At 71.9% G+C, this 24,317-nt stretch carries 25 protein-coding genes and 2 pseudogenes; 10 read left to right on the top strand and 17 right to left on the bottom strand.

Going from position 1 to position 24,317, the window contains the following annotated elements; translation table 11 throughout:
- Nucleotides 1-2: 2 nt before the first annotated feature.
- Complete coding sequence (locus tag O7635_RS25425; RefSeq protein WP_278082979.1) at nucleotides 3-1,106, bottom strand: LCP family protein; 1,104 nt, start codon at nucleotides 1,104-1,106, stop codon at nucleotides 3-5.
- 132 nt (nucleotides 1,107-1,238) lie between these two features.
- On the opposite strand from O7635_RS25425, the gene O7635_RS25420 reads away from it, so the two are divergent.
- Complete coding sequence (locus O7635_RS25420; protein WP_278082978.1) at nucleotides 1,239-2,714, top strand: sugar transferase; 1,476 nt, start codon at nucleotides 1,239-1,241, stop codon at nucleotides 2,712-2,714.
- A 134-nt stretch (nucleotides 2,715-2,848) separates the two neighbouring features.
- Here the strand turns inward: O7635_RS25420 and O7635_RS25415 are convergent, their stop codons facing one another.
- Nucleotides 2,849-3,331 (bottom strand): SRPBCC family protein, encoded by a 483-nt coding sequence (locus O7635_RS25415; protein WP_278082977.1) that lies wholly within the window; start codon nucleotides 3,329-3,331, stop codon nucleotides 2,849-2,851.
- A complete protein-coding gene (locus O7635_RS25410; RefSeq protein WP_278082976.1) occupies nucleotides 3,328-3,690 on the bottom strand; it encodes a metalloregulator ArsR/SmtB family transcription factor in 363 nt (120 codons plus the stop codon). The genes O7635_RS25415 and O7635_RS25410 overlap by 4 nt, the downstream gene beginning before the upstream one ends.
- Before the next feature lie 162 nt (nucleotides 3,691-3,852).
- Between O7635_RS25410 and O7635_RS25405 the strand changes: the two genes are divergently transcribed.
- On the top strand, nucleotides 3,853-4,254 hold the full coding sequence (locus O7635_RS25405) for an ester cyclase (RefSeq protein WP_278082975.1): 402 nt from the start codon (nucleotides 3,853-3,855) through the stop codon (nucleotides 4,252-4,254).
- Here O7635_RS25405 and O7635_RS25400 read toward each other — a convergent pair.
- Complete coding sequence (locus tag O7635_RS25400; protein WP_278082974.1) at nucleotides 4,251-4,631, bottom strand: MerR family transcriptional regulator; 381 nt, start codon at nucleotides 4,629-4,631, stop codon at nucleotides 4,251-4,253. The genes O7635_RS25405 and O7635_RS25400 overlap by 4 nt on opposite strands.
- A gap of 57 nt (nucleotides 4,632-4,688) precedes the next feature.
- On the opposite strand from O7635_RS25400, the gene O7635_RS25395 reads away from it, so the two are divergent.
- Nucleotides 4,689-5,414: an SDR family oxidoreductase gene (locus tag O7635_RS25395; protein WP_278082973.1), complete on the top strand. Its 726-nt coding sequence runs from the start codon at nucleotides 4,689-4,691 to the stop codon at nucleotides 5,412-5,414.
- Between the two features lie 42 nt (nucleotides 5,415-5,456).
- Here O7635_RS25395 and O7635_RS25390 read toward each other — a convergent pair whose 3' ends face one another.
- The 7 genes and pseudogenes from O7635_RS25390 to O7635_RS25360 all read right to left on the bottom strand — a co-directional run bounded on the left by O7635_RS25390 (nucleotide 5,457) and on the right by O7635_RS25360 (nucleotide 12,529).
- Nucleotides 5,457-5,639: a hypothetical protein gene (locus O7635_RS25390; protein ID WP_278082972.1), complete on the bottom strand. Its 183-nt coding sequence runs from the start codon at nucleotides 5,637-5,639 to the stop codon at nucleotides 5,457-5,459.
- A 206-nt stretch (nucleotides 5,640-5,845) separates the two neighbouring features.
- Nucleotides 5,846-6,550, bottom strand: a complete 705-nt coding sequence (locus tag O7635_RS25385; protein ID WP_278082971.1) for a glycoside hydrolase family 15 protein — start codon at nucleotides 6,548-6,550, stop codon at nucleotides 5,846-5,848.
- Nucleotides 6,551-6,797: 247 nt separating this feature from the next.
- A pseudogene (locus O7635_RS25380) lies at nucleotides 6,798-7,190 on the bottom strand (trehalase-like domain-containing protein); the annotation flags it as partial.
- Nucleotides 7,191-7,285: 95 nt separating this feature from the next.
- Nucleotides 7,286-8,464, bottom strand: a complete 1,179-nt coding sequence (locus O7635_RS25375) for a M20 family metallopeptidase (protein ID WP_278082970.1) — start codon at nucleotides 8,462-8,464, stop codon at nucleotides 7,286-7,288.
- Entirely contained in the window at nucleotides 8,461-9,249 is a 789-nt protein-coding gene (locus O7635_RS25370; RefSeq protein WP_278082969.1) for an alpha/beta fold hydrolase, read from the bottom strand. Before O7635_RS25370 ends, O7635_RS25375 begins: the two co-directional genes overlap by 4 nt.
- A 73-nt stretch (nucleotides 9,250-9,322) precedes the next feature.
- Nucleotides 9,323-11,659 (bottom strand): ATP-binding protein, encoded by a 2,337-nt coding sequence (locus tag O7635_RS25365; protein WP_278082968.1) that lies wholly within the window; start codon nucleotides 11,657-11,659, stop codon nucleotides 9,323-9,325.
- 9 nt (nucleotides 11,660-11,668) lie between these two features.
- Nucleotides 11,669-12,529 carry a phosphatase PAP2 family protein gene (locus O7635_RS25360; RefSeq protein ID WP_278082967.1) on the bottom strand — a complete coding sequence of 287 codons (861 nt, stop codon included), beginning with the start codon at nucleotides 12,527-12,529 and terminating at the stop codon, nucleotides 11,669-11,671.
- A 125-nt stretch (nucleotides 12,530-12,654) separates the two neighbouring features.
- On the opposite strand from O7635_RS25360, the pseudogene O7635_RS25355 reads away from it, so the two are divergent.
- From O7635_RS25355 to O7635_RS25340, 4 genes and pseudogenes are all read left to right on the top strand, one after another.
- Nucleotides 12,655-13,343, top strand: a pseudogene (locus tag O7635_RS25355) (sigma factor).
- An 86-nt stretch (nucleotides 13,344-13,429) separates the two neighbouring features.
- Complete coding sequence (locus O7635_RS25350; protein WP_278082966.1) at nucleotides 13,430-14,365, top strand: NAD(P)-dependent oxidoreductase; 936 nt, start codon at nucleotides 13,430-13,432, stop codon at nucleotides 14,363-14,365.
- A gap of 75 nt (nucleotides 14,366-14,440) precedes the next feature.
- Complete coding sequence (locus O7635_RS25345) at nucleotides 14,441-15,403, top strand: hypothetical protein (RefSeq protein ID WP_278082965.1); 963 nt, start codon at nucleotides 14,441-14,443, stop codon at nucleotides 15,401-15,403.
- A gap of 25 nt (nucleotides 15,404-15,428) precedes the next feature.
- On the top strand, nucleotides 15,429-16,073 hold the full coding sequence (locus O7635_RS25340) for a nitroreductase (RefSeq protein WP_278082964.1): 645 nt from the start codon (nucleotides 15,429-15,431) through the stop codon (nucleotides 16,071-16,073).
- Nucleotides 16,074-16,140: 67 nt separating this feature from the next.
- On the opposite strand, the gene O7635_RS25335 is transcribed toward O7635_RS25340, so the two are convergent.
- Both O7635_RS25335 and O7635_RS25330 read right to left on the bottom strand, forming a co-directional pair.
- Nucleotides 16,141-16,752, bottom strand: a complete 612-nt coding sequence (locus tag O7635_RS25335; RefSeq protein ID WP_278082963.1) for a TIGR03086 family metal-binding protein — start codon at nucleotides 16,750-16,752, stop codon at nucleotides 16,141-16,143.
- Nucleotides 16,753-16,865: 113 nt separating this feature from the next.
- Nucleotides 16,866-17,762 carry a helix-turn-helix transcriptional regulator gene (locus tag O7635_RS25330; protein ID WP_278082962.1) on the bottom strand — a complete coding sequence of 299 codons (897 nt, stop codon included), beginning with the start codon at nucleotides 17,760-17,762 and terminating at the stop codon, nucleotides 16,866-16,868.
- Between the two features lie 104 nt (nucleotides 17,763-17,866).
- Between O7635_RS25330 and O7635_RS25325 the strand changes: the two genes are divergently transcribed.
- From O7635_RS25325 to O7635_RS25315, 3 genes are all read left to right on the top strand, one after another.
- The gene (locus tag O7635_RS25325; protein ID WP_278082961.1) at nucleotides 17,867-18,724 is read left to right on the top strand and encodes an aldo/keto reductase; all 858 of its coding nucleotides are present in this window, start codon (nucleotides 17,867-17,869) and stop codon (nucleotides 18,722-18,724) included.
- 107 nt (nucleotides 18,725-18,831) lie between these two features.
- Nucleotides 18,832-19,344, top strand: coding sequence for a flavodoxin (locus O7635_RS25320; protein ID WP_278082960.1), 513 nt, complete (start codon nucleotides 18,832-18,834; stop codon nucleotides 19,342-19,344).
- 435 nt (nucleotides 19,345-19,779) lie between these two features.
- Complete coding sequence (locus tag O7635_RS25315) at nucleotides 19,780-20,469, top strand: LPXTG cell wall anchor domain-containing protein (protein ID WP_278082959.1); 690 nt, start codon at nucleotides 19,780-19,782, stop codon at nucleotides 20,467-20,469.
- A gap of 309 nt (nucleotides 20,470-20,778) precedes the next feature.
- Here the strand turns inward: O7635_RS25315 and mraY are convergent, their stop codons facing one another.
- From mraY to O7635_RS25295, 4 genes are all read right to left on the bottom strand, one after another.
- Nucleotides 20,779-21,882: a phospho-N-acetylmuramoyl-pentapeptide-transferase gene (gene mraY / locus O7635_RS25310; RefSeq protein ID WP_278082958.1), complete on the bottom strand. Its 1,104-nt coding sequence runs from the start codon at nucleotides 21,880-21,882 to the stop codon at nucleotides 20,779-20,781.
- A gap of 216 nt (nucleotides 21,883-22,098) precedes the next feature.
- Nucleotides 22,099-22,644: a hypothetical protein gene (locus O7635_RS25305; protein ID WP_278082957.1), complete on the bottom strand. Its 546-nt coding sequence runs from the start codon at nucleotides 22,642-22,644 to the stop codon at nucleotides 22,099-22,101.
- A complete protein-coding gene (locus tag O7635_RS25300) occupies nucleotides 22,631-24,031 on the bottom strand; it encodes a hypothetical protein (RefSeq protein WP_278082956.1) in 1,401 nt (466 codons plus the stop codon). Before O7635_RS25300 ends, O7635_RS25305 begins: the two co-directional genes overlap by 14 nt.
- The gene (locus tag O7635_RS25295) at nucleotides 24,028-24,315 is read right to left on the bottom strand and encodes a hypothetical protein (RefSeq protein WP_278082955.1); all 288 of its coding nucleotides are present in this window, start codon (nucleotides 24,313-24,315) and stop codon (nucleotides 24,028-24,030) included. Before O7635_RS25295 ends, O7635_RS25300 begins: the two co-directional genes overlap by 4 nt.
- Nucleotides 24,316-24,317: the final 2 nt, after the last annotated feature.

Below are 24,317 nucleotides of genomic sequence, written 5' to 3'. Positions count from 1 at the left end.
GCTCAGCCGCCGGCTTTGGTCAGCGCCGCGACGTCGTCGCGCCGGACCGCATCGAACAGCTCCCTGGCCTTGGTCGGGTCGGGGAGCACGACGCTCTGGTCGCCGACCATGCCGGTGCCCTTGGACGGGCTCGTGAAGAACGACAGGTTGTCGCTGCGCAGGTGGCGCAGCTCCATCGCCATGTCGAACAGGTTCAGCGTGCCGTCGACGGCCACGGCGTCGGCCGTGGCGCGCAGAAACCCGTTGAGCCGGCCCGGGTTGGTCAGGATGCCACCCGACGACGCCTTGTTGAGAATCGCCTTGATGACCTGCTGCTGGTGGCGGATGCGGGCGAAGTCGCCGTCCTTGAAGGCGAACCGCTCGCGGGCGTAGTCGAGCGCCGCCGCCCCGTCCATCGTCTGGGGACCCTTGCGGAAATGCCGGATGCTGTCGGGATTGAGTGAGTGGGTCGAGGTGAAGGACTCCTCGACGTCGATCTCGACGCCGCCCAGCGCGTCGACGATCTCCTTGAAGCCCGCGAAGTCGACCATGGCGACGTGGTCGATGCGCACCTTCGTGTAACTCTCGACCGTCTGCACCATCAACGGGACGCCGCCCCAGGCGAACGCCGCGTTGATCTTGGCGTCGGCGTCGCCGCGCTTGCCGTCCTTGGTGGGCGGCACGTGCAGCCAGGTGTCACGCGGGATCGACACCATCTGCGCACTGGACCGGTCCTTCGTCAGGTGCAGCAGGATGATGGTGTCGCTGCGGGAGCCCGACGCGTTGGCCGGGTCGCGCGAGTCGCTGCCGAGCACGAGGAAGTTCAACGCGTCCTTGGCCGCCTCGACCTTCGGCGGACGGGCCGCCTCGGGCACCGCGTCGAAGGCCTCGATGCGCTCGATGTCGCCGTCGACCGACCGCACGTAGAGCGTCGCCGCGAGCGCACCGCCGCCGACCAGCAGCAGCACGGCCGCGAGCACGATCACGAGGACGCGCCGCCAACGGCGCCGCCGGCCGTGCCGCACCGGCGGGTCGCCCGGCTTGTCCGGACCGTCCGAACCGTCGGTGGGGACCGGGCTGATCACCGCGGTCGAGTCGGGGTCGGCGTGGGGCGGGCGACTGGACATGGCGCCGATGGTACTGACCACGAGGAAGCCTCATCATCCCGGCGCGAGCGGGGTGTCCCGGCTCCCATGGATGGTCGTAACATCGTGCGATGACAGGTGGATGCGTTCCTGTCTCACGTACGGGGGAAACACATGGTTCAGTTCGGCGCTCCGCCGACCGGCCGCCAGGAGACCGGCGACGCGGTGCCGCGCCCGCGTGAGCCCGTCCCGGTCGAGTCCGATCGCGACCGTCCCACCGTCGTGCTGCCCTATGTGGGCACACCCACCTCCTCGCGCACCCGGTCGCTGCGCGTGTGGATGATGTCGCTGCCGGTCGACCTGCTGGCCTATCTCGCGCCGTTGGCATACACCCAGGAGAGCTGGAAGGGAGTGGTGGCCGGTGCGGTCGCCACGGTGACCTTGTTCGCCCTCGGCGGCCTCTACCGTGGGCGCCGGCACATCTCCTTCCTCGACGAGTTGCCCACCCTGTGCGGCCGGCTGCTCGCCGCCGCCGCGATGGTCGCGATCGTCGGAGCGCTCCGGCACGATTCGGTGTCGGCCGCCGACAAGCTTCTGCGTACGATCGCGGTCTCCGCCCTGCTGGTGATCGTCGGCCGCCTGGTCACCCGGCAGATCGCGATCCTGGCCCGGCGCCGGCGGTGGGTCGAACACAGCGCGATCGTGCTCGGCGGCGGTCCGGTGGCGATCGAAGTGGCCCGGCTGCTGCGCCGCTACCCCGAATACGGCCTGCGTTTCACGGGCTTCGTCGACGTGGCGTCCACCGAGCACGTGCTGCGCGACAGCATGCCGCTGATCGGCCACCTCGACGACCTCGAGACGCTGATCCGCCTGGTCGAGTGCGACGTGGTGCTGATCGCCGACATCGACTGCACCGACGCGACCCTGCTGCGGATCGCCCGGCTGCCGGCCATGCTCGACTGCGACCTGTGGATGGTGCCGCGCCTGCGCGAGTTCCACTCCGACGGCGGCATCCCCGACCACATCGGCGCCATCCCGGTGGTCCGGGTGCACCGGTCGTCCCTGAGCGGCCCGCGCTGGTGGGTCAAGCGCGCCTCCGACATCGTGGCCGCCTCGATCGCCCTCGTGGTCCTCGGCCCGGTGATGCTGCTGTGCGCCCTGGCCGTGCTGATCGAGGGCGGGCCGGGCATCTTCTTCCGGCAACAGCGGATCGGCCGCTACGGAAAGCCGTTCCATCTGGTCAAGTTCCGGTCGATGCGGCCGAGCACCGCTACCGAGGCACAGACGACGTGGTCGATCGCCGACGATCCACGGGTCGGTCCGGTGGGCCGGTTCCTGCGCCGCACCTCCTTGGACGAGCTGCCGCAGTTGTGGAACATCCTGCGCGGCGACATGACCATCGTCGGTCCACGCCCGGAACGCCCGTTCTTCGTCGACCAGTTCTCCGCCGACTATCCGGACTATGCGATGCGCCACCGGGTGCCAGTCGGCCTGACCGGCCTGGCCCAGGTCAGCGGCCTGCGCGGCGACACGCCGATCTCCGACCGCGCCCGGTTCGACAACTACTACATCGAGAACTGGTCTCTCTGGCTCGACGTGAAGGTGGTCATCCGGACGCTGTCCGAGGTCTTCCGGGCCCGTGGCCGCTAGGTAGTCTCGCCTGTTCGCCTCAATCGGCGGCACGGGCTTCGGCCATCCGAGCGATCGGACTTCGTCATGGCGCTGAGGCTGTCCTGCAGCGAGAAGTGCTCAGGACGATCGGACGTGCCGAGCACGCGTAGAACCTAGACCACCTGGGCGTCGAAGTGGTCCTTCATCGAGGGGAAGTAGTCGTCGAACCGGGGCAGCGGGCGACCCTCGCGCGCGGCGACCAGCGCGTCCAGATAGAACTCCCAGCCCGGTCCGATCTCGCCGACGCCCGCGGTGTCGGCCAGGTGCTGTGTGAAACGCAGTTCGGTCACGCCCTCGCTCTCCCCCAGCACCAGGTCGAGCTCCCAGTTGCCGTGCGTGTCGACGGCCGACAGGGCCAGCCGGCTCGGCGCCTCGCACGCGTCGATCCTGAAGTCCATCCAGGGCTGGCCGTCCTCCTGCATGAGCTGGACCTGGACCGTGCGTCCCGGCGCCGCGTCGCCTTTCCACGGCCCGAACCAGCGCGCCGTGCGTTCGGGATCGGTCAGGCTCGCCCACACGTCTTCCGCGGGCGCGCGGAACGTGCGGGTCAGCACGAGGTCGTTGCCGAACAGTCGTCCCGTAGGTGTCGGGCTCATGCGGTCCTCTCCTGGGTTCGGTCGGGCGCGGCGGCCGTGCGCCGCTCGCGCCGGGTGCGGTAAACCTCGGTCTCCAACGCGTCGAACCGGCTCTGCCAGGCGGACGGCCGGGTCAGCTCTTCCAGCCAGCCCATCAACTCGGTGACCGGCGCGGTGACGAGCGCGTAGACCCGGTGGCGCCCGTCGGCCGCGTCGCGCACCAGGCCCGCCTCGCGCAGCACACGGAGGTGGCGGCTGACGGCGGGCCGGCTGATCGCGAACCGGTCCGCGATCTGGCCGGCCGCGAGCGGCCCGTCGCGGAGCATCAGCAGGATCTGCCGCCGCACCCCGTCCGCGATCGCCCCGGCCACCTCGTCCACGCCGGAAGCGTAACACGTTGGTTACGCGTGTGCTGACCCGTTGGTTCGAACCGCCGGGTCTGCGCTGCGCCCTGTCCGCTTCGCTGGCTCTCCGGCGTGCGCCCGAGCGCCGACTTCTGTACCGATCGGAATAGAACTCGAAGGCGCGCGGTTGGAGTGGCCATGGCCGACAACAACGTCCGCGACTTCTACGAGCGCTACATCGCGGCGCTCAACGCCCACGAGTTCGAGCGCATGGACGAGTTCGTGCACGAGAAGATCACCCTGCAGAGCGAGCCCGCCACCCGCGACGACGTCGTCGCCCAGTTGCGCGGCATCGCCGACGCCGTCCCCGACTTCCACTGGGAGACCCAGGAGATCGCCGTCAGCGGCGACCGGTTGGCCGCGCGTCTGATCAACACCGGCACGCCGGTCAAGGAGTGGCTCGGCGTCGCGCCCACCGGCCGCCCGATCACGATCGTCGAGTTCGCGATCTACACCCTCAGCGACGGCAGGTTCCGGCACATGTCCGCCCTGCACGACGCGGAAGAGCTGCGGAGGCAGCTCGCGGGACAGGGCCGTTAAACGGCCCCGCCGGAGGGCACGTAGGCACACTGCGGGTTCGGGCGGGACGTCTGCTCGATGATGGCGTCCAGCTTGTCCCGGGTGAGCGTCAGCTCGGCGATCTGGCGGTCGATGCGGTCCCGCTCGGCCGCCAGCAGCCGCCGCGACTCCGGCGTGCTGACCTGGGCGTCGACGCACGGCAGCAGGTCGGCGATCGTCCTGCTGGACAGACCGGCCGCGTAGAGCGACTGGATCAGCCGCACCCGCTCCACCGCCGCCTCGGCGTAGTGCCGCTGCCCGCTCGCACTGCGCGTCGACGCCAGCAGCCCCTGCTCCTCGTAGTAGCGCAGGGCCCGGACACTCACGGCCGCCCGCGCCGCCACATCGCCGATCCGCATGTGACCCCCGTCTCGCCCCTTGCCTCTGACGTCAACGTCAGGTTCTAGCGTAGCCGCATGCAGATCAAGGGATCAATCGCGCTCGTCACCGGGGCCAACCGCGGCCTCGGCAAGGCCTTCGTGGAGGCACTGGTCGCCCGCGGCGCCACCACCGTCTACGCCACCGCGCGCCGCCCGGAGCTCGTCGACACTCCCGGCGTCACCCCGCTGCGCCTCGACATCACCGACCCGGCCTCCATCGAGGCGGCCGCGTCCCAGGTCGGCGAGCTGGACATCCTCGTCAACAACGCCGGCATCTCGACGCACTCCCCGCTGCTCGGCGACAGCCTCGACAACGTCCGCCGCGAGTTCGACACCCACTTCTGGGGCACGCTCAACGTCACCCGGGCCTTCGCACCCCGCCTCGCGGACGGCGCCATCCTCAACGTCATCTCCGCCCTGTCCTGGTACGTCTACGGCCCCGCGAGCAACGGTTACGCCGCGGCGAAGGCGGCGGAATGGTCCCTCACCAACGGCGTACGCATGGAGCTCGCCGGACAGCGGACCCAGGTGACCGCGCTGGCCCTCGCGATCGCCGACACGGACATGATGGCCGCGTACGACGTCCCGAAGCTCCCACCGGCCGAGGTCGTCGCCGCGGCCCTCGACGGCCTCGAAGCCGGCGCACTGGAAGTCATCGGCGACCCCGTCACCGCCAACGTCAAGGCCGCCCTCGCCGGTGACCCGGCCACCTTCTACGCCGACATCCAGGCGGCCCTCTTCGGCCAGACCACCGGAAGCTAGCTATGACGCCGCCTGGCGGCCGCGATCCAGAGCGGTGCTGGCTCAGGACTCGGTCGCGTCGCGGTAGACGACGCCGAGCTTCTCAAGCAGCGGCCGCAGGTTGTAACGGTCGAGCCCGAGCTCCCCGGCCGCGAGCCTCGCCCCCTTGACCGCCTCGTTGGCTTCCCGGACCCGCGACCTTTGCCTCGTGCGCGGTGGCGACGCCGACCGCGGCGAGCTCCTCAACGGCAGCGGGTACGGGCAGCGTGTCGCGCCCGATAACGCCGCTCACCGCGGGCTCCCGGCGATGACAATCGAGGGTCGGTTGGTAGCTGTGGCCTCCCCTGACCAGCGAGCCGCAGACGTGCCCAGGTGCGACCGCACGGCCGGCGACCTGGTGACGGTCTGCGTCCGCTCCTCGCGCTCCCGACATCTTGGTGGTGGTCGCACCGCTATTCGCGTGGGCTGCGCCGGCCCTCGCGTTGGCGTTCCTCGGACGGGCCGGTGGTCCCGGCGGACAGGTTGCGCGCGGTGTCGATGAGCGGCACGTGGCTGAACGCCTGCGGGAAGTTGCCGACGAGGCGGCCGGCGCGGGGGTCGAACTCCTCGGCGAGCAACCCGACGTCGTTGCGGAGCGCCAGCAGCCGCTCGAACAGCACCCGCGCCTCGTCGTGGCGGCCCATCAGGGCGTAGTTGTCGGCGAGCCAAAAGGAGCAGGCGAGGAAGGCGCCTTCCCCGGAGGGCAGCCCGTCGACTCCCTCGCCCGGCGGTTGCGTGTAGCGCTGCACGAAACCGTCGCGGAGCAGCTCCTGTTCGATCGCGGCGACCGTGCCGCGCATCCGCTCGTCGGTCGCGGGCAGGAAGCCCACCAGCGAGGCCATGAGGATCGACGCGTCCAGTTCGGACGAACCGTAGAACTGGGTGAAGGTGCCACGCCGCTCGTCGTACGCGTTCTTCAGCACGTCGCGTTTGATGTCGTCGCGCAGGGCCGCCCACCGGGCCGCCGGGCCGTCGAGACCGAAGTCCTCCACGGCCTTGACCGCGCGGTCGGCCGCCACCCACGCCATGATCTTGGAGTGGGTGAAGTGTTTCGAGCCGCCGCGGACCTCCCAGATGCCCTCGTCGGGGTCCTGCCAGTGCTGTTCGACGAAGTCCATCAACTTGACCTGCAGCGGCCATCCAACCCTGCCAGTAGCCCTCGGTGGCGCCGAGCTCGACGACCGGGTCGATCGGCTTCGGCGGCGGCAGGTGCGACGCGCGCCAGGTCAGCACGAACGGCGCCCGGTCGCCGGCCCCGATCGTGAAGTCGGCGCGGGTCGCCAGGTCACGGCCATGAGTCTCGACCGGGGTACGCAGCCAGACGGCGTCCGGGCCGGCCACCGCGACGAGGTCGCCCTGTTCGCGGTAGACCCACGGGACGACCCGCCCGTAGCCGAACCGCAGCCGCAGCTCCATCGTCATGGGCACGCGGCCGCGTACCCCCTCGACGATCCGGACGAGGTCGGGCGCCTCCCCGCGTGGCGGCATGAAGTCCAGCACCCGCACGGTTCCCTCGTCGGTGTCGAACTCCGTCTCGAGGACCAGGCTGTCACCCCGGTAGCGGCGGCGGACCGCCCGCACCTCACCGGCGGGCGCGAGCAACCACCGACCGTGCTGTTCCGTGCCGAGGAGCGCGGCGAAGATGGCATCCGAGTCGAACCGGGGCACGCAGAGCCAGTCGATCGACCCGTCCTTGCCCACCAGCGCCCCGGTCTGCGTGTCGCCGATCAACGCGTAGTCCTCGATCCGCAGCGCCATCGCGATCCTCCCCAGGAGACGGGCTGCAGCGGTGATACCCCGCGACGGCCGACCACACGCCGGCCGAACGCGACCCGTGCCCCGGCCCGGACCGATCAGGCTTCGGCTTCGATCCCGCTGCGGCGGGCGAGTTCGGCGAGCAGCAGGGCGCCGTCCGAGAGGACCGTGTCGTCGAAGATTGCGCGGGGGCTGTGGTTCACCGGCGCCTGTTCCGGGTCCTCGGCCGCGCTCGCGCCCAGGATCAGGTAGCAACCCGGGACCTCGGCCAGGACGCGGGAGAAGTCCTCGGCGCTCGCGGCCGGGAACGGCATCGGCCGGAACCGGGACGGGCCGAGGACGTCGGAGACCACCGCGCGGGCGAACTCGTACCGGGCGCCGTCGTTGACCGTCAGCGGATAGTGCTCGGCGTACTCCACCTCCGCCGTCAGCCCGTACCCGTTGGCAATGCTCTCGCAGAGGCGTCGGGTCTCCGTGCGCACGGCCGCGCGGGCGGCGGCGGAGAAGGTCCGGACGGTCGCGGCGAACGAGGCGGTGTCGGGGATCGTGCTCGCGCTGACGCCCGCGTGGAAGGTGCCGACCGTCAGGACCACGGGGTCGAACACGTCGAACCGGCGGGTGACCATCGTCTGCAGCGCCGTAACCAGCTCCGCGGCGACCACCACCGGGTCGCGGCCCCGGTGCGGCAGCGAGCCGTGTCCGCCGCGGCCGCGTACCGTCACGCGCAGCTCGTCGAACGTCGCCATGACCGTGCCCGGCCGACTGGTCACGTGCCCGCGCGGCGTCCCGTAGGACCGCACGTGCATCGCGTACGCGGCGCTGACCCGCTGGCCGGCGGCGTCCAGCACCCCCTCGGCGATCATCCGCCCCGCGCCGTCCCAGCCTTCCTCGCCCGGCTGGAACATGAAGACGACGTCGCCCCGCAACTCCTCGCGCCGCGCGGCCAGCAGGCGGGCCGCACCGACCAGCATCGCGGTGTGCAGGTCATGACCACAGGCGTGCATCACCCCGTCGACCTCGCTGGCGTACGCCAGTCCGGTCAGCTCCTTGATCGGCAGCGCGTCCATGTCGGCGCGGAGCAGCACGGCCGGCCCCGGTCGGCCGCCGCGCAGCACCGCGGTCACCGAGCTGAGACCGGCGCCGACGGTGGTCTCGAGCCCCAACCCGCCCAACGCGTCCAGCACGGCGCGCTGCGTCAGCGGCAGGTCGAGTCCGACGTCGGGCCGCCGGTGCAGCTCGCGACGCAGCCGCACCAGGTCCTCCTGGAGGCTGGTCATCGGTCGCCCGCCAGCAGCTCGGCGACGTCGGTGGGTCGCACGACGTGCGGGAAGTGGCCGCCGCCGGCCACCACGGACACGGCGACGTCGGGCAGGGCCGAGACCAACCATCGCTGGTACGCCGGATCGGGCTCGACACCCGCCACGTGGTGGTAGCCGACGCCGCGGGACCTGATCGTGGCCAGCTCCCGCTCGCGCCGGACGGTGAGCTCGGCGGCGGGCCGGAACAGCAACTCGTGCCAGTACCCGAGCAGGAGGTCCTGGTCCGGTGTGCTGGCCGCGTCGATCAGCCGCCGAGCGGCCGGCGGCAGCTGGTCGACGCCCATCCCGGCGCGCAGCGACGCCCACACCCGCGCGAAATGCGGACCGCGCAGGTCGGCCGCCGACCGGCGCAGCAGGTCCGCGAACCCACCGACCGACAGCGGCTGGTCGATGTTGACGACACCCCGCGCCGGGTACGTCGCGCCGTAGATCGTGGCCACGACGCCGCCGATCGAGTGGCCGACGACCACCGGCGCGTCGAGTCCGGCGTCCGTCACGGCCTCGTGCACGAGCCGGGCCACCTCGTCGAGGCAGTAGGTCTCGCGCCGCGGCGACCCACCGTGGCCCGGCAGGTCGAACGCGACCACCCGGCGTCCGGGCTCGCGATCCGCCAGCGCGGCCACCAAGGGACCCCAGTGGCGCCGGTCGTACGTCAGCCCGTGCAGCAGAACCAGCGGCGGGCGCTCGTCGGCCCGATCGCCGTACCTGTCGGCGGCCAGCTCCCCGAAAGTTGTCTCGATCATGAGTGCGCTCCCGTCGTCGATGTACGCCCGGGGAGGCGTAACAACGGGGTGCACAACCCGTTCGTGGCGACGGTCACACCCGCCAGCGGGCCGGGCCACCGGGCGCCGGCTGGTAGCGCAGGAGCCGGCCGGTGTGCAGCGAGGAGCTCAGGTGGGCGCCGGCCAACGGGGCGCCCGCCGCGATCCGGTCGACGGTGGCCCGCAGCGCGCGGGTGGCGTTGACGCGGGCGCGTTCGGCCTCGCCGGACTGGACCCGGGGCCGCCCGCCCAGCCCGGTGTGCCGGCGAAGCTCCGCGAGCAGCGCGGCGCGTTCGGCCTCGACCGCCGCCGCGCGTTCCGTGTCGCCGGCCCGGTCCGCCGCGTCCAGTTGTTCGTCGAGCGTCGCGAGCCGGCGCCGGTAGGCCGCGCGCGAGGTGTCGTCGAGCACCGGTTCGGCCGGCGGCACCCGCAGCCCGGCGCCGCCCGCCACGAGATCGAGTGCCGGGATCTCCTGCCCCGGCACGGCCAGCAGGGCGCGGAGGTAGTGCACACCCCGGCTGTCGCGCAGGCGGACCGTCTCGGCGCCGGCGTCGAGCACCCAGTCGGCGCCGTCCCGGACCAGCCGCCATTCGTCGGCCGGCGGCGTCAGCGCGGTGAGCAACCCACGCAGGCCGAGCCGTTCGGCGATCCCGCGGGCCCGGGCCACATCGTCGGGCGCACCGGTGACCTCGGCCCGGGCGGCCAGCGTGTAGGCCAGCCACGGCAACGTGCCGGTGCGTTGCTCCAGGTCGACCGCGCGATCGAGGTGGCCGCGGGCGTCGTCGCGGCGGCCGAGGTGGGCGGCCAGCCGGCCCAGGTAGTCGTCGACCGGTCCGGTGATCGTGTTGGCGCCGCCCCAGACCACCAGGCGTCCCCGGTACGGCAGCAGGGCGTCGTACAACGATTGCGCCGCCTCGGGGTCGCCGCGCCGCGCCGCCACGAAACCGAGGTCGGCGACCGCTCCCAGCCACCGCGGGCCCGTGCCGGCCAACACCGCGGGCAGCACCCGCTCCAGCTCGAGGGCCGCCTCGTCATCCCGGCCGGACTCGGCCAGCGTCCGGGCGGCGGTCGCCTCGAAGTAGCTGCCCGGCAACCGCCGGGCCAGCTCGCGCAACGTCTCGACCTCCCCCGCGGTGGCGTCGCCCCGCAGCAGCGCGAGCCGGCCGCGCAAGGAGGCGACCAGGCGCTCGGTGTCGGCCAGGCCGATCACGTGCCCCTGCGCCTCCAGTCGGGCGATCAGCTCCTCGGCCACGTCGAAACGGCCGCGGATCGTGGCCAGCATGGCCTGCCGGGCCACCACCACGACCGCCGCCTCGGCGTCGCCGGCGAGCTCACCGGCACGGGCGTACGCCCGGAGTGCTTCCTCCGCCTCGGCGAGGTCGCCGAGCTCGGCGCGGGCGACGAAGCCCCAGAACAGCCCACGCAGCTCCAGCCGCGCGTCGGCGGCCCGCCGGGCCAGCGCCACGATCTCGTCGGCGACGGCCAGCCGATCCTCGGCGGCGGCCGGATCCCACAGCGCGTGCAACCGGGCGTCGAGCACCTCGGCGAGCGTCTCCGGATCGCCGGCGACCCGGGCCAGCCGCACCGCCTCGTCCGTCAGCTCCTCGCGGCGACCCTGCGCCGATCGGTCGCCCAGCAGCTCGCGGGCGAGCCGGGCCAGCACACGCGCGCGGGTGGTGGGCGGCAGGTCGCGGCCGGCCGCGACCTCGAGGAGCCGCACCAGGCCGGCGTCGAGGTCGAGGAACCCGGCCCGCGACGACGTCTCCAGCGCCAGGTGCGTCAGCGCGTCGGCGGTGTCGGGCAACGCCGACAGCGCCGCCGCCAGGCCGAGGGCGGGCCCGGGCTGGCCGCCGGTCGCGAGCCACACCGCGTGCACCGCCGCGGGCGGCAGGTCGGCGAGCAGGCGGCGGAGGTCGGCCTCGGGAAGCCCGCCGAGGTGCAACTCCGGTGCCGTTCCGAGCGGACGGCCGGAGGTCACGAGGACGGCGGTCGTGCCGGTCGCGAGCCGGGACGTGAGGCGGGTGAGCAGCGACAGGGCCCAGCCGTTCCACCGGTCGACGTCGTCGATCAGCAGCAACCGCGGCCCGCCGGCGGCGATGTCGCGCGCCGCTCGATCCAGGTCGGCGTCGGCCGGCTGGTCCGGCAACTCCGTGGCACCGACATCGCGCAGGACCTGGTTCCACGCCAACGGGCCGGACTCCGCACCCACACCGGCGACCCGGAGCACGGTCAGCCCGCGCCGAGCGGCCGACACCGCGGCGGCGTCAGCGAGCGCCGTCTTCCCCGCGCCGGCCGGACCGGTCAGCACCAGGTGACCGCCCACCCCACCGGCGGCCCGGTCGAGCAGTCGCTCGATGGCCCCGAGCTCACGCCGACGCCCCACCAGAGCCACCTGACCAGCCTAGATCCACAGGTCACACGCCGGCCGCAGGCAGCTGCGAGAGGCGGCCGGGTCCGCGACGACATCCGCCGCATCGGGTACGTGTCCCCGCAGCGAGACCACCACGGCGACCGCCGCGACCGCCATGGCGAGGGCGCGCGGCCCGTACCGGCGGATCGGTGGTCCGGCGAGCGCGACCAACCACCGGAACCGCGACGCGACCGCGCTGACGGCGGCCAGCAACGTGACGGCGACGGCGGCGTCCAGCCAGTAGTGGTTGCCGGTGGCCACCACCACGGCCAGGGTGGTCGCGGGATGGGCCAGCCAGAGCCAGCGCAGCCGACCACGGCCGGCCGCGACGAGGGCCACCGCGACGGCCAGTGCCCAACCGACGTGCAGCGACGGCATGGCGGCGTACTGGTTGCTCAGGGCGTCGGTGTCGGGTGGGCCGTAGACCGCCGGTCCGTAGACGGCGCCGGTGTCGACGAGGCCGGTGCTCGCGACCAGGCGGGGCGGTGCGAGCGGGAACCAGACGTGCAGCGCCAGCGCCGCGGCGGTCAGACCGGCCAGGATCCGTCGGGTACGCAGGTAGAGCGCACGCCGCCGCACGTACAGCCAGATCAGGGCGGCGGCGGTCGCCGGAAAGTGGACGTACGCGTAGTAGCAGTTGGCGGCGACCACGAGCGCGTGCTGGCCGGCCACCGCATGCTGCACGGCGAGCTCGCTCGGCAGGCGCAGCAGCCGCTCGAGGTGCCAGATGGTCGTGGCGTTGGCCGTCGCCTCGGCCGCGTGGCCGGCGACCAGGAAGCGTGCTCCTTTGTAGGCCAGGAAGAGCACGGCGACCAGCAGCACCTCGCCCGTCGCCGCACGCAGCCGACCCACCGCACGCCCTCCCCGAAACGAGCGCCGCCCGAGATCGGATCATGCGCCGAATCAACGAGCGTTCGCGAGGTGGTGAGCCGTCAATCACATCCGGGTCCGGCGGGCGTCCAATACGATCGCCTCCGATGAGTGACGTCGAGCGGTTCGAGCTGGCGAGGCCACGCCTGGAGGCGATCGCCTACCGGCTCCTCGGTTCGGCGGACGAGGCGCAGGACGCCGTGCAGGAGACGTTCCTGCGCTGGCACGCCGCCGACGTCGACCGCATCGAGGTGCCCGAGGCCTGGCTGACGAAGGTGCTGACCAACCTCTCACCGAGGCCGGCAGCCAGCAGATCTTCCACCGGGCCAGGAAGCATGTCGGTTCCGCCGATGCCCGCACCGACATCGACCGGACCGCCGCCCGCCGGATCGTCGAGGAGTTCCTCACGGCCGCCGCCAGCGGCCGGACCGACGAGCTCGTGCGCCTGCTCACCAAGGACGCCGTCGCCGTCGGTGACGGCGGAGGGAAGGTTCCGGCGCGCACCAAGGCGTTCGAGGGAGCCGTCGCTGTCGCGAAGTTCGTGTGGGGCATGGTGACACCGGGCGCGGCGAAGCATGCCGTCGTCGGCGGCGCACCGGAGATCTACGCCTGGACCGCCAACGGCGAACCCGCCGTCGTGGCGGTCGTCGAAGGCCGGGTCGTGGCCATCATGTGCCTGGAGGTCACCGCGGACGGCATCCGCGCCTGCCGCACGCAAGCGAACCCCGACAAGCTCGAACGCGCGACCCGCCAATGGGCGGCCGCCGACCACGGGGAGCCCCTGCTGGTGCTGTGACGCGCGTCTCCGTCGGATCCTGTCAGGGATCGGCACGCCATCCGGTTCAAGTGACGAAACCGAACCGGACAGCGAGGGAGCCGACGATGCGAGTGCTGGTGGCAGGAGCGACCGGAGCGATGGGCAAGGAACTGGTGCCCCGCCTGGTAGCTGCGGGACACGAGGTGTTCGCCATGGTCCGCGGCGAATCCAACAAGGGCCGGGCGGCACAGCTGGGCGCCGTTCCGGTCATCGCCGACGCCCTCGACCGCGCCGAGGTCGAGGCCGCCGTGCGCGAGGCGGCGCCGGAGGTGGTCGTGCACCAGCTGACCGCCATCGGGCATGTCGACACACGCCATTTCGACCGCAGCTTCGCCGCCACCAACCGGTTGCGGGTCGAGGGCACCGACAACCTGCTCGCGGCCGCGCGTGCGGCCGGGGTGCGGCGGTTCGTCGCCCAGAGCAACGGCGCGTTCACCTACGGCCGGACCGGCGGGCCGGTCAAGACCGAACGGGATCCCCTGGACCGCGCGCCGGTCCGCCAGATGGCACCGATGATCGCCGCGATCGAGCACCTGGAGACGGCCGTGCTCGGCGCCGCCTGGACGGAAGGGATCGTGCTGCGGTACGGCGCGTTCTACGGACCCGGCACCTCCATGGCACCGGGGTCGGCACAGGTCGAGATGATCCGCGCGCGCAAGTTCCCGATCGTCGGCGACGGCGGCGGGGTGTGGTCGTTCGTCCACGTCGCCGACGCCGCGGAGGCCACGGTCGCGGCGGTGCACCACGGTGGCCGCGGTGTCTACAACATCGTCGACGACGACCCCGCCCCGGTCGCGGAATGGCTGCCGGAGCTCGCGGCGATGCTGAGGGCCAGGAAACCGATGCGGGTGCCGCGGTTCGTCGGCCGGCTGGCCGCCGGAGCGGCGGGCGTCGTGCTCATGACGGAACTGCGCGGCGCGTCCAACGCCAAGGCCAAGCGCGAGCTCGGCTGGCAGCCGGCGCACCCGAGCTGGCGCCAGGGCCTCCGCCCCGCGCCGTGACCTCACCTCTGTGGGGGAGGTCGCTCCCTCCACAGTGGGAGGTGGCCCGGCGCACCCGTGCCTAGCGTCAGCGAGGTGCGCAGCGATGTCTACGGGGCCCGAATCGCCGCGGTGGTCTGGCAGATCGCGTACGCCCTGGTGCACGCGTGGTGGGCCGTCGTGGGCGAGCCTCGGTTGCTGAACGGCCGCGAGTCGTACTTTCCGGGTGGATGGGTGCCGGTCGTCCTCGGCGTTCTCGCGGCCGTGGCGTGCCTCTGCGCCGCGGTTGCCGCCCGCCGCGACGTGAGCGACACCGGCCGCCACGCGCTCGCGGTGCTCAACGCCGTCGCCGGCGCCGCCTTGTGCGTCTATTCCTTCCTGTTCCCGGTGGTCGTGGTGTCGCTGCTGTTCGAGGGTGCCCGGCCCGGCAGCGTCACCAGCCTGCTGGCGACCGGCAGCGGCGCCGCCGGTGGCGTCTTCTGCCTGGTCATCGCCGCCCGCGAGCGGAGGCTGGCCGCGCATGCCTGCGAGTCGTGCGGGCGGGTCCACGGCAGGTCGCCGGAGAGCCGGGCGGAGCCGGCGCCCGGCTGGGCGTTCGCGGGCGCCTACCTCGCCGTCGCCGGGTACGTGGCCCGGATGAGCGTGTGGCTTGTCGACACGCTCGCCGGGCGGTGGCCGTCCGCGACGACGGACGTCTCCTGGACCGCGCTGGCGGTCTTCGTGGTGCTGATGAGCCTGACCGGCACGCTGTTGCCCTTGGCGCTGGCGCACCGCTGGGGTCGGCTCTGGCCGGCCTGGGTGGTCCCGCTGCGCGGCCGGGCGGTGCCGCGGTGGCTGGTGCTCGGCACCGGCCTGTTCATCGGGGCGAGCCTGACGGCGTACTTCGGCATCGCCGGAATGACCGCCTGGATCCGCGGCGCGTTCGGCGGGCCGTTCCTGCCCTTGCTGCTGGAGATGGGCGGCTACTCGCTCTGGGGCGTGGGACTGCTGGTGGCCGCCGCGTCGTACGCCAGGCTGACCCGGCCGCCGTGCCCGCGGCTGGCCACCGATCGGAGCTGAGACCACTTTGGACGTTTATCATGCGGTGCGGACGAGGCAGTCGATTCGTCGATTCACCGATCAGCCTGTTCCGCGTGCGGTGCTCGAGCGGGTGCTGACCGCGGCCGCCGATGCCCCGTCGGGCAGCAACCTGCAGCCCTGGCACGTGTACGTGGTGAGCGGTGATCCGCTGGCTTCTTTGAAGAAGGCAGTCGCCGACCGAATCGCCGTCGGCGACTCGGGTGACGAGCGGGAGTTCGCGATCTACCCGCCGCACCTGCGCCCGCCATACCGCGAACGAATGGCGGCGCTGGGCGATGTTCTCTACGGCTCGCAGGGAGTCGCACGCGGCGACGTCGCGGGTCGCGCACGCATCCGGGCCCGGAACTGGACCTGCTTCGGCGCCGGCACCGCCCTGTTCTGTTACCTGGACCGCGACATGCCGGCGCCGCGATGGGCTGACGTCGGCATCTATCTGCAGACGGTGATGCTGCTGCTGCGGGCCGAAGGGTTGCACAGCTGCGCGCAGGAGGCGTGGGCGGAGTTCCACCGCGCCGTCGCCGAGGTGACCGGCCCGCCGCCCGAACGACTGCTGTTCTGTGGCATGTCGATCGGCTTCGCCGATCCGGCGGTCATGCATCCGCGCGTCCGCCACGCGCCGGTCTCGGAGACCGTGACCTTCCTGGACTGACGCTCCACCTGGGCTTGGCTGCTCGAGCCGTCCCAGCGGCCGGCGGCCGCTGGGACAGCGTCGCGGATCAGGCGGTCCAGTCGGCGCGGCGGCCGAGGTACTTCAGCAGCGCGGTGGTGTGGTCGTCGCCGGGCGCCGGCTCGATCGCGGGAGCGAAGGCGAAGGCCCGCAGCGGTTCGACGATCTCGACCGCGACCGCCATCAGGGACCGGGACAGCTCCTCGGTCAGCGGCGACGGCTGCCCGGACGCCACGGCGATGTCCCACGCGTGCACCGCGGCGTCGAGGGCGGCCGCACCCGATCCGACCCAGGTCGGCAACGGACCCAACGGCAGCGGCGTCATGGCGGTCTCGACGTCCTTGCCGACGGTGGCCCATGCGGCGGCCGCGGCGTTGAGTGCCGGGTCCAGGTAGGCCATCGGCTCCTGCGCGAGCTGACCGGACGGGGCGAACGGGTTCTCGGTCGGACCACCCTGGCCGGTGATCGCCGCCGCGTAGCCGAGCTGGTCCCCCGCGGCGTGCTGCAGCACCTGGGTGACGTTCCACTCGGCGCACGGGGTGCGCCGGTCCCAGGCGTCCGCGCCGACGCCCGCGACCGTCCGACGCAGCACGCGATGCGCCTCGTCGAGCACGTCCCAGCCGCTGACGACGACATTCTCGCGCTGGATGTTCCCGCTCATGATCAGCTCCCCTGAGGTTCGGAACGGAGTGGCCCGTTCCGAACCTGAGCCTAGCGGAACAGACGGTTCCGTTCAAGCCCTGGGTCGCCGTGCCCGGCTCTGCTCGCGGCGGCTCAGTTTGCGGCGGGTCGGCCCGAGGAGCTGGTCCCGTCCGCGCCGCTCGCGGGCCGGTCGCTCCAGCTGTCGAGGAAAGCCAGTGCCTGCGCGGTGGGGCTGGCCGGCTCCCACGTGTAGGTGATGATGGTCAGGCCGGGCTCGCCGGGAAGGTGGAGGGCTTCGCCGGTCAGCTCGAGTTCGCCGGCGACCGCGTGGTGGATGCTCTTGGCCGCGGTGTGGTGCAGCTTCACGTCGTGGGTCGCCCACCAGGTGCGGAACCACTCGCTGCGGGTGCTGAGCTCGCCGACCAGATCGGTCAGGCCGCGGTCGTACGGGTTGCGGCCTGCTTCGGTGCGCAGAGCGGCCACAGCGTCGGAGGCGACGGTTCGCCAATCCCGGTAGAAGTCCGCGGAGCGCGGGTCCAGGAACAGGTAGCGGGCGAGATTGAAGGTGGTGCCGCTGCCCACGGCCTCGGTGAACAGGGCCCGGCCGAGCCGGTTCGTGGCCAGGATGTCCATGCGTCCGTTCCGGACGTAAGCCGGAGCATGGATCGTGTCCAAGATTCGCTGCACGCCAGGACGTACGCCGGCGCGGCTCGACGAGCGGCCCGCCCGTCGGCCCGCCACGGCCGGCTGGGCGCTGTCGGCCAGGTCGAGCAGGTGAGCGCGTTCCGCCTCGTCGAGCTGCAGCGCCCGGGCCAGCGATTCGAGGACGGCCGGGGAGACGCCGCTCAGGTTGCCCCGTTCGAGGCGGGTGTAATAGTCGGTGCTCATGCCGGCGAGCATCGCGACCTCTTCCCGGCGCAGGCCCTTCACCCGTCGCTTGCCGCCGAAGAGCGGCACCCCGGCCTGCTCGGGCGTGAGCCGCTCGCGGCGACTGGTGAGGAAGTCGCGCACCTCGCTCCGGTTGTCCACGGTTCTCGACCGTACGTCGTTCGGCCGTGCGGCAGGGAGGGTCTGGCGTTACCGGGCACGACCGTCACTGCCTGCCGCTCCGGGAATGCGGTTACGTGGACGTCATGGCCGCTTCCAACCGTCTCGTCACGCTCAACAACGGTGTTCAGATGCCGATCCTCGGCTTCGGGGTGTTCCAGGTGCCTGACGACCAGACCGAGCGGGTCGTCGCCGACGCCCTCGCCGCCGGCTACCGGGCCATCGACACCGCGGCCTCGTACGGCAACGAAGAGGCAGTCGGCCGGGCGATCGCCCGGAGCGGCATCCCGCGGGACGAGCTGTTCGTCACGACCAAGCTGTGGATCCAGCACACCGGCGAACCAACCGCCCGGCGCGAGTTCGACCAGTCCCTGCGCAGGCTCGGCCTGGACTACCTCGACCTGTACCTGATCCACCAGCCCCTGGGCGACTACTACAGCTCCTGGCACGCCATGGAGAAGCTGCAGGCCGAGGGCCTGATCCGGGCGATCGGGGTCTCGAATTTCCACCGCGACCGGCTCGTCGATCTCGTCACGCACAACGACATCACATCCGCCGTCAACCAGGTCGAGACCCACCCGTTCTTCCAGCGCGCCGCCGACCAAAGGGTCATGCGCGAACACGGCGTGCAGATCGAGTCCTGGGGGCCGTTCGCCGAGGGCCGGAACAACCTGTTCACCAACCCGGTGCTGACCCGGATCGGCGACGCGCACGGCAGATCGGTCGCCCAGGTCGTCCTCCGCTGGCTCATCCAGCGCGACGTGGTGGTCATCCCCAAGTCCGTCCGCCCCGATCGGATGGCGCAGAACCTGGCCGTCTTCGACTTCGACCTCACCGACGACGAGATGACGAGCATCGCCGCCCTGGACACCGGCGCCAGCATGTTCTTCGACCACCGCGACCCCGAGATGGTCGCCTGCCTCGGCAGCCGCCGCGTCGACTGATGTCGCCGATGCGAAGCTCCGGCGCCACGCGACGGGCCGTCCTCCTCGGCGCCGCGGGAGCGGCACTGACCGCATGCACCGGCAGTGCGGAAGGCAAACCCGGTTCCGTGCTGTTGGCTTACTTCTCGCGGGCCGGCGAGAACTACTGGGACGGCGGCCGACGGTGGCTCGAGGTCGGCAACACCCAACGCGTCGCCGACCTGATCGCCCGGCTCATCCGGTGCGACGTCCACCGCATCGAGGCCGCCGAACCGTACCCGGACGCCTACGACCCGACCGTCGCCCGCAACGTCCGCGAACAGGAGGACGATGCCCGACCGGCGATCGCCAACCCACTGCCAGCCGTCGAGCCGTACGACACGGTGCTTCTCGGTTCCCCCATCTGGAACGTCCGCGCCCCCATGATCATGTCGACCTTCACCGAGGCGCTCGACCTCAGTGGCAAGACGCTCCATCCCTTCACCACGCACGCAATGAGCGGCCTCGGCCGGACCGAACGCGACTACGCCACGTCGTGCCCCGGCGCGACCCTGGGCGAGGGCCTGGCCGTTCGCGGCGAGGAAGTCACCGCGGCCCAACCGGACGTCGAAGCCTGGCTGCGCCGCATCGGCCTGCTCTGACCCGGCGCCGCGCCCGCCGGGAACACATCCTTTGTGGACAGATGAGTCGCGGCGTCCACTCCGTCGACCTTCCCGACCCGTCCGTCCGTGTCCAGCTGGCTGGGCGGGCGCGGGCGAGGTAAGCCGCGCCGGCTCGCCCCTACGCTTTTCGGCTTCAGCGTCCCGTCTCGCCTCTAGGTCGACGTCGACCCGACCCCCGGCGGCGACGAGCGCCACTGTGGTGGCGTCCGCGACCTACCTGCAGCACGTCCGGACGGCGACGAGGGGATCTGCACGCCAGAGGTCCGGGCCGGCGCCATCGTGAGTCCAATGTGGTCACTGTGCGGCGACTCGCGCGGCCCCCACCCTCGACCACATCGAACCCCTTCTTGCTTCGCTGCGCGCCGACGGTAATATCTCCGTGTTTTGGCTTGACAGCGGGGAGGAAAGACCGAAATGCGATGGAAGATACCGGCCGGCGTCCTGGTGGCGTTGGCCTTTCTGATTCCGGCGGCACCGGCACTGGCGCAGACCGAACGGCCCGGGCTCAACGAGTCCTGCCAGACGGTCGAGCGCAAGGAGTACAAGGACATCCGCGAGCTGATGACCATCGACCTGGACGCGGCCACCGATGTGGAGATTCGCGTGCTGGCCAACCAGATCCTGGCCGCCGCGAACACCGACTCGTTGGCCGTCCTGCCTGGCGCGATCCAGGAGCGACTGGACGGCACCCCGGAGGATCTGCGCGCGTTCCTCAAGGAGAACGTGCAGAGCGCCTGGTCGGCCGATCTTCGGCTCGCCGTGTTCCGGACGCTGACGGACGCCGGCACCAACGTGCAGGCGGCTGCGGACGACGCCCTCAAAGCCGGGACGATCGACGCCTACCTGGCCTACTTGAACGTCGGCCTGTGGGACGCACGTGCGCTCGACTGCGCGGCACAGCCCACCCCGACACCGACCGCCACGCCGACCGCTGTGCCGACCCCCGTTCCCTCCGGCAGCGAGGGCGCCCCCGGCGAAGGCGGTGGGTTGCCGGTGACCGGCGCCAACACCGCGATCGTCGCGGCCGTCGGCGGTGCGCTGCTGCTCCTCGGCGGCATGGGCTACGTGATCGGACGCCGCCGCCGTTCCCGCTTCGTGGCATAGCGCGCGCTAGGCGCGGTGGGCCTGTCGCCGGCCGGTGGCGCCGCGACGTCGCGGCTGCGGCACCGGCCGCGGCTCGCGCGGCGGGCCTGTCGCCGGCCGGTGGCGCCGCGACGTCGCGGCCGCGGCACCGGCCGCGGCTCGCGCGGCGGGCCCGTCGCCGGCCGGTGGCGCCGCGACGTCGCGGCCGCGGCTCGCGCGGCCGGGCCGCCAGGCGGTCTGCGGCGCCGTGGCCCGCGAATCACCTGAGCCCCGCCATAGCGCAGCAAGGCAAAGCGCCCGGCTCGACGAAAGATCGAGCCGGGCGCGGCCTTATCCCTCGGCCGCCAGGAAGTCCGAGTAGAACAGGCCCAGGCCGACCGCCACGCAGACGCCGGCGATGATCCAGAATCTGACCACGATGTTGACTTCGCTCCAGCCGCCGAGCTCGAAGTGGTGGTGCAGCGGCACCATCCGGAACACACGTCGACCGGTGGTCCGGAACGAGACGATCTGGATCACCCAGGTGGTCGTGACGAGGACGAAGAGCCCGCCGATCACGATCGACAGCAGCGTCGTGCGGGTCGCCACCGCCAGCCCGCCGATCAGCCCGCCGAGCCCGAGCGAGCCGACGTCACCCATGAAGATCCGCGCCGGCGACGCGTTCCACCACAGGAAGCCCACGCACGCGCCGGCCGCCGCGGCCGCGATCATGGCGATCTCCAACGGATCCCGGACCTGGTAGCAATAGTCGTTCACCCGGGCGTACGCCTCGTCGGCGCACCAGTGTCGGTACTGCCAGAAGCCGATCATCGCGTACGCCCCGAAGACCAGCACCGACGCGCCGGTGGCCAGGCCGTCGAGGCCGTCGGTGAGGTTCACGCCGTTCGACATCGCCGTGATGACGAAGACGAACACGAGCACCGAGCCGATCTTGCCCACGTCCAGCCAACTGATGTCGCGGAAGAGCGAGATGTGCTCGCTGGCGACGGTCTCGCCGTTGGTGCTGGCGACATAGAGCGCGGCGACGCCGAACCCGCCACCGACGATCGCCTGCCCGAGCAGCTTGCCCTTGGCGGACAACCCGTCTGAGTTGCGCCGGCGTACCTTGAGGAAGTCGTCGAAGAAACCGACCACGCCGCAGAAGACCAGCAGCCCGAGCAGGACGAGGGACGTCATCGTCGGCCCCTCCTGCGCGATCTGCCGGTCGGGCAGGGTGGTCAGGGCGATGTGCCCGGCGACGTAGGCCAACACGGTCGCCACGATGAACGCGACACCACCCATCGTGGGGGTGCCCTTCTTGGTCAGATGGCTGGCCGGCCCGATGGACCGGATCGGCTGGCCGGCCTTGAGCGCGGTGAAGACGCGGATCGCCACCGGCGTGCCGAACAGCGAGATGATGAACGCGACCGCCGCCGCGACGATGACCGCCCTCACGGGCGAACCTCCACGAGAAGGAGACTCCGCACACGGCAGTTCGCGAGATCATCAGTCACGGGACACGAGCTTGCCATCCGTCGGCGAGCGGAGCCGACCCGGGCGCGACCTTCGGTGCCGGCAGCTGCCGCTCGCGATGCCGCCCAGACGCGGCCAAATGCCGCCAATCCGGTCAACAGGAAGAGAGCGGCCAGTACGGCCCGCCGGGCGTGGCGATCACTTCGGGTCAGCGGTGCAGATGGTCAGGAAGGACTTGCCGTTCTCGCGTTGGACGTCCGACGCGTCCAGCCAGCCCTGCTTGCCGAACAGGTAGCTGCCGGACGGATGCTCGGCCGACGCGCGCAGCACCGCGGCGACGTCGACCCTGGCCCCGTACGCCTTCGGGCCGTCGACGGAGAAGTGGACGGAGCCGGCCTTGGTCCAGTCGTAGTCCGCCGGCAGCGGTTTCTCCACCTGGAGGGGCCCGTCGGTGGATCCGCCGGCGGTGCGGAGCAGGTCCATCCGCTCGAGCACCACTCCCGGCTTCGGCGCGGTCCACACCTGCTGCGTGCTCTGCTGGGTGCCGGAGTCGAAGATCAGCGTCAGGCGGATGACGCCCTCGCACGGGGTGCCGGTCCACAGTTTCAGGACGCCGTCGTCGACCCGGAACCCGGCCGCCGGTGGCAGCGACGGCTCGAACTGCGCCTTGGTGTCGCACGCCGCGCTCGCTGCCGCCACCAGCAGGGCGGCGCAGGCGACGCGCAGCCATCTAGCGATATCCACCATCGGAAAGCCCCGCGTCCTCCTCGGTCTCGTTGCCGCCGGTGATCGCCTCCCACGCGTAGGAAGCGAGGAAACCCGTGTAGCCCTCGCTCGCCCACTGCTGGGAGTGGCGCTCCTCGTGGTGCAGCAGCCGGTCCATGTCGAGATCACCACGATAGGCGCCGTCGTCGGCTTCGTACCACGCGTGGCCCGACGCGGCCACCTCGCGAAGCTGCTGCGCCGGGTCCTTCGGGTCGTCGATGTTGAGCATGAACGTGTCGCCCCACGTGGTGCCGCCGCGCTGGCTGAACTGGTCCTGGACGAGGTTCCCGCCCAGGCCCATCATCATGCCGTTCGGGGTCGTCACGAGGCGCCCACCGTTGTCGTGCACGAACCCCACGTCGTCGTCGTAGCTCCACGAGTTGTCCCGCTGCCGGTCGGTGATGCGCCGCAGCTCCTCGGACCCGTACGGCGTCGGTGTGAAGTCGGTCGTCTCCCCTTCGGCGCCGTAGTCGGTGCCCGCGTTCAGGATGTAGGTCATCCGCACCGCCTTGGCCGCGTCGTCCCCACTGATGTCGGTCGGCATCAGGAAGTACGACTTGAAGATCCCGTCGCCGTCCTCGTCCTCCCGGATCTCCTCCATCCCGTCGAGCACGGCGAAATCCTCCGGCGTGATGTGATGATCGGCGGCGATCTTCTTGATCGTGTCGATCGGCACGCCCCGGAGCACGGCGTTCTCGAGCCACTGCCGGTAGCGGCCGGACGCCGGCGGCCCGGTCAGCAGGCCGGCGTCGCGCAGCGCCTGCTCCAGCTCGGCCACTCCGGCGTCGAGCTCCCCACCCTTACGGGCGCCCGCCAGGGTGGTCGCGTCGTGGTCACTGACCTGGCGATCCAGGGCGAGCCGCAGCACCCGGGCCAGCGTGGCGTCGATCGTGTTCGCCGTGGCGAGGATCGCTTTCGTCTCCTGGGCCAACTGCTCGGCGATGGTCTGCCGGTAGCGCTGGGCCTCGGCGCGCTCCTCGGCCTCGAACCGCGACCGTGGCGGCGGGTCCGGTGGCTTGACGTCCACAATGGCCCCGTCAGCGGCGATGCGGAACTGATAGGTCTGCGCGAGAGAGTCGTTGTTGGCGACCCGGGTCTTCAGCGGGGTCACGTCGTCCGACGCGTTCCGCAGGGCCTGCTCCACAGCGGACAGTTCCGCGACGAGGAGCTCGGCGTTGTTCCGCGTGTCCCCCAACGACGTGCGCGCCCCGTCGGCCGCGACGCCGCGCCAGTCGGGCAGCTTCCTGGCGTCGTCGAGCTCGTCCTGCAGTCCGATGAGCTTGTCCCGCCGGCCACGCAGCCCGGTCGCCGACGCATCGAGTGCCGCCGCGTCCCACCTGCGGACGTCGTCGTAGCTGACGGTCATCCCCCGAAAGCCACCTTCGCCGCATCCTCGTTCTCGGCGTACGCGTCAGCGTTCGACGTGACCGATTCGCTCCATCGATCGATCTCGCCCGCCCATCCCGTCGCGCGCTCGTTGAACGTCGACGCCAGAGTGGGCGCCGTCGTTGCCGCGACACCGCCCGGCAACGCCGTCGCGACCGCGTCCAGGCCGGTCCCCGGCTCCACGACCTTCGCCTGGTCCGCCGCAGACCCGGCTGCCTTGGCCGCGGCCCGCAGCTGACCGATCTGCACCTCGAAACCACTCACCG

This window comes from Asanoa sp. WMMD1127 (assembly GCF_029626225.1).
In the GTDB taxonomy this organism is placed as follows: Bacteria; Actinomycetota; Actinomycetes; order Mycobacteriales; family Micromonosporaceae; genus Asanoa.
This window is presented reverse-complemented; position numbering and strand designations above follow the sequence as displayed.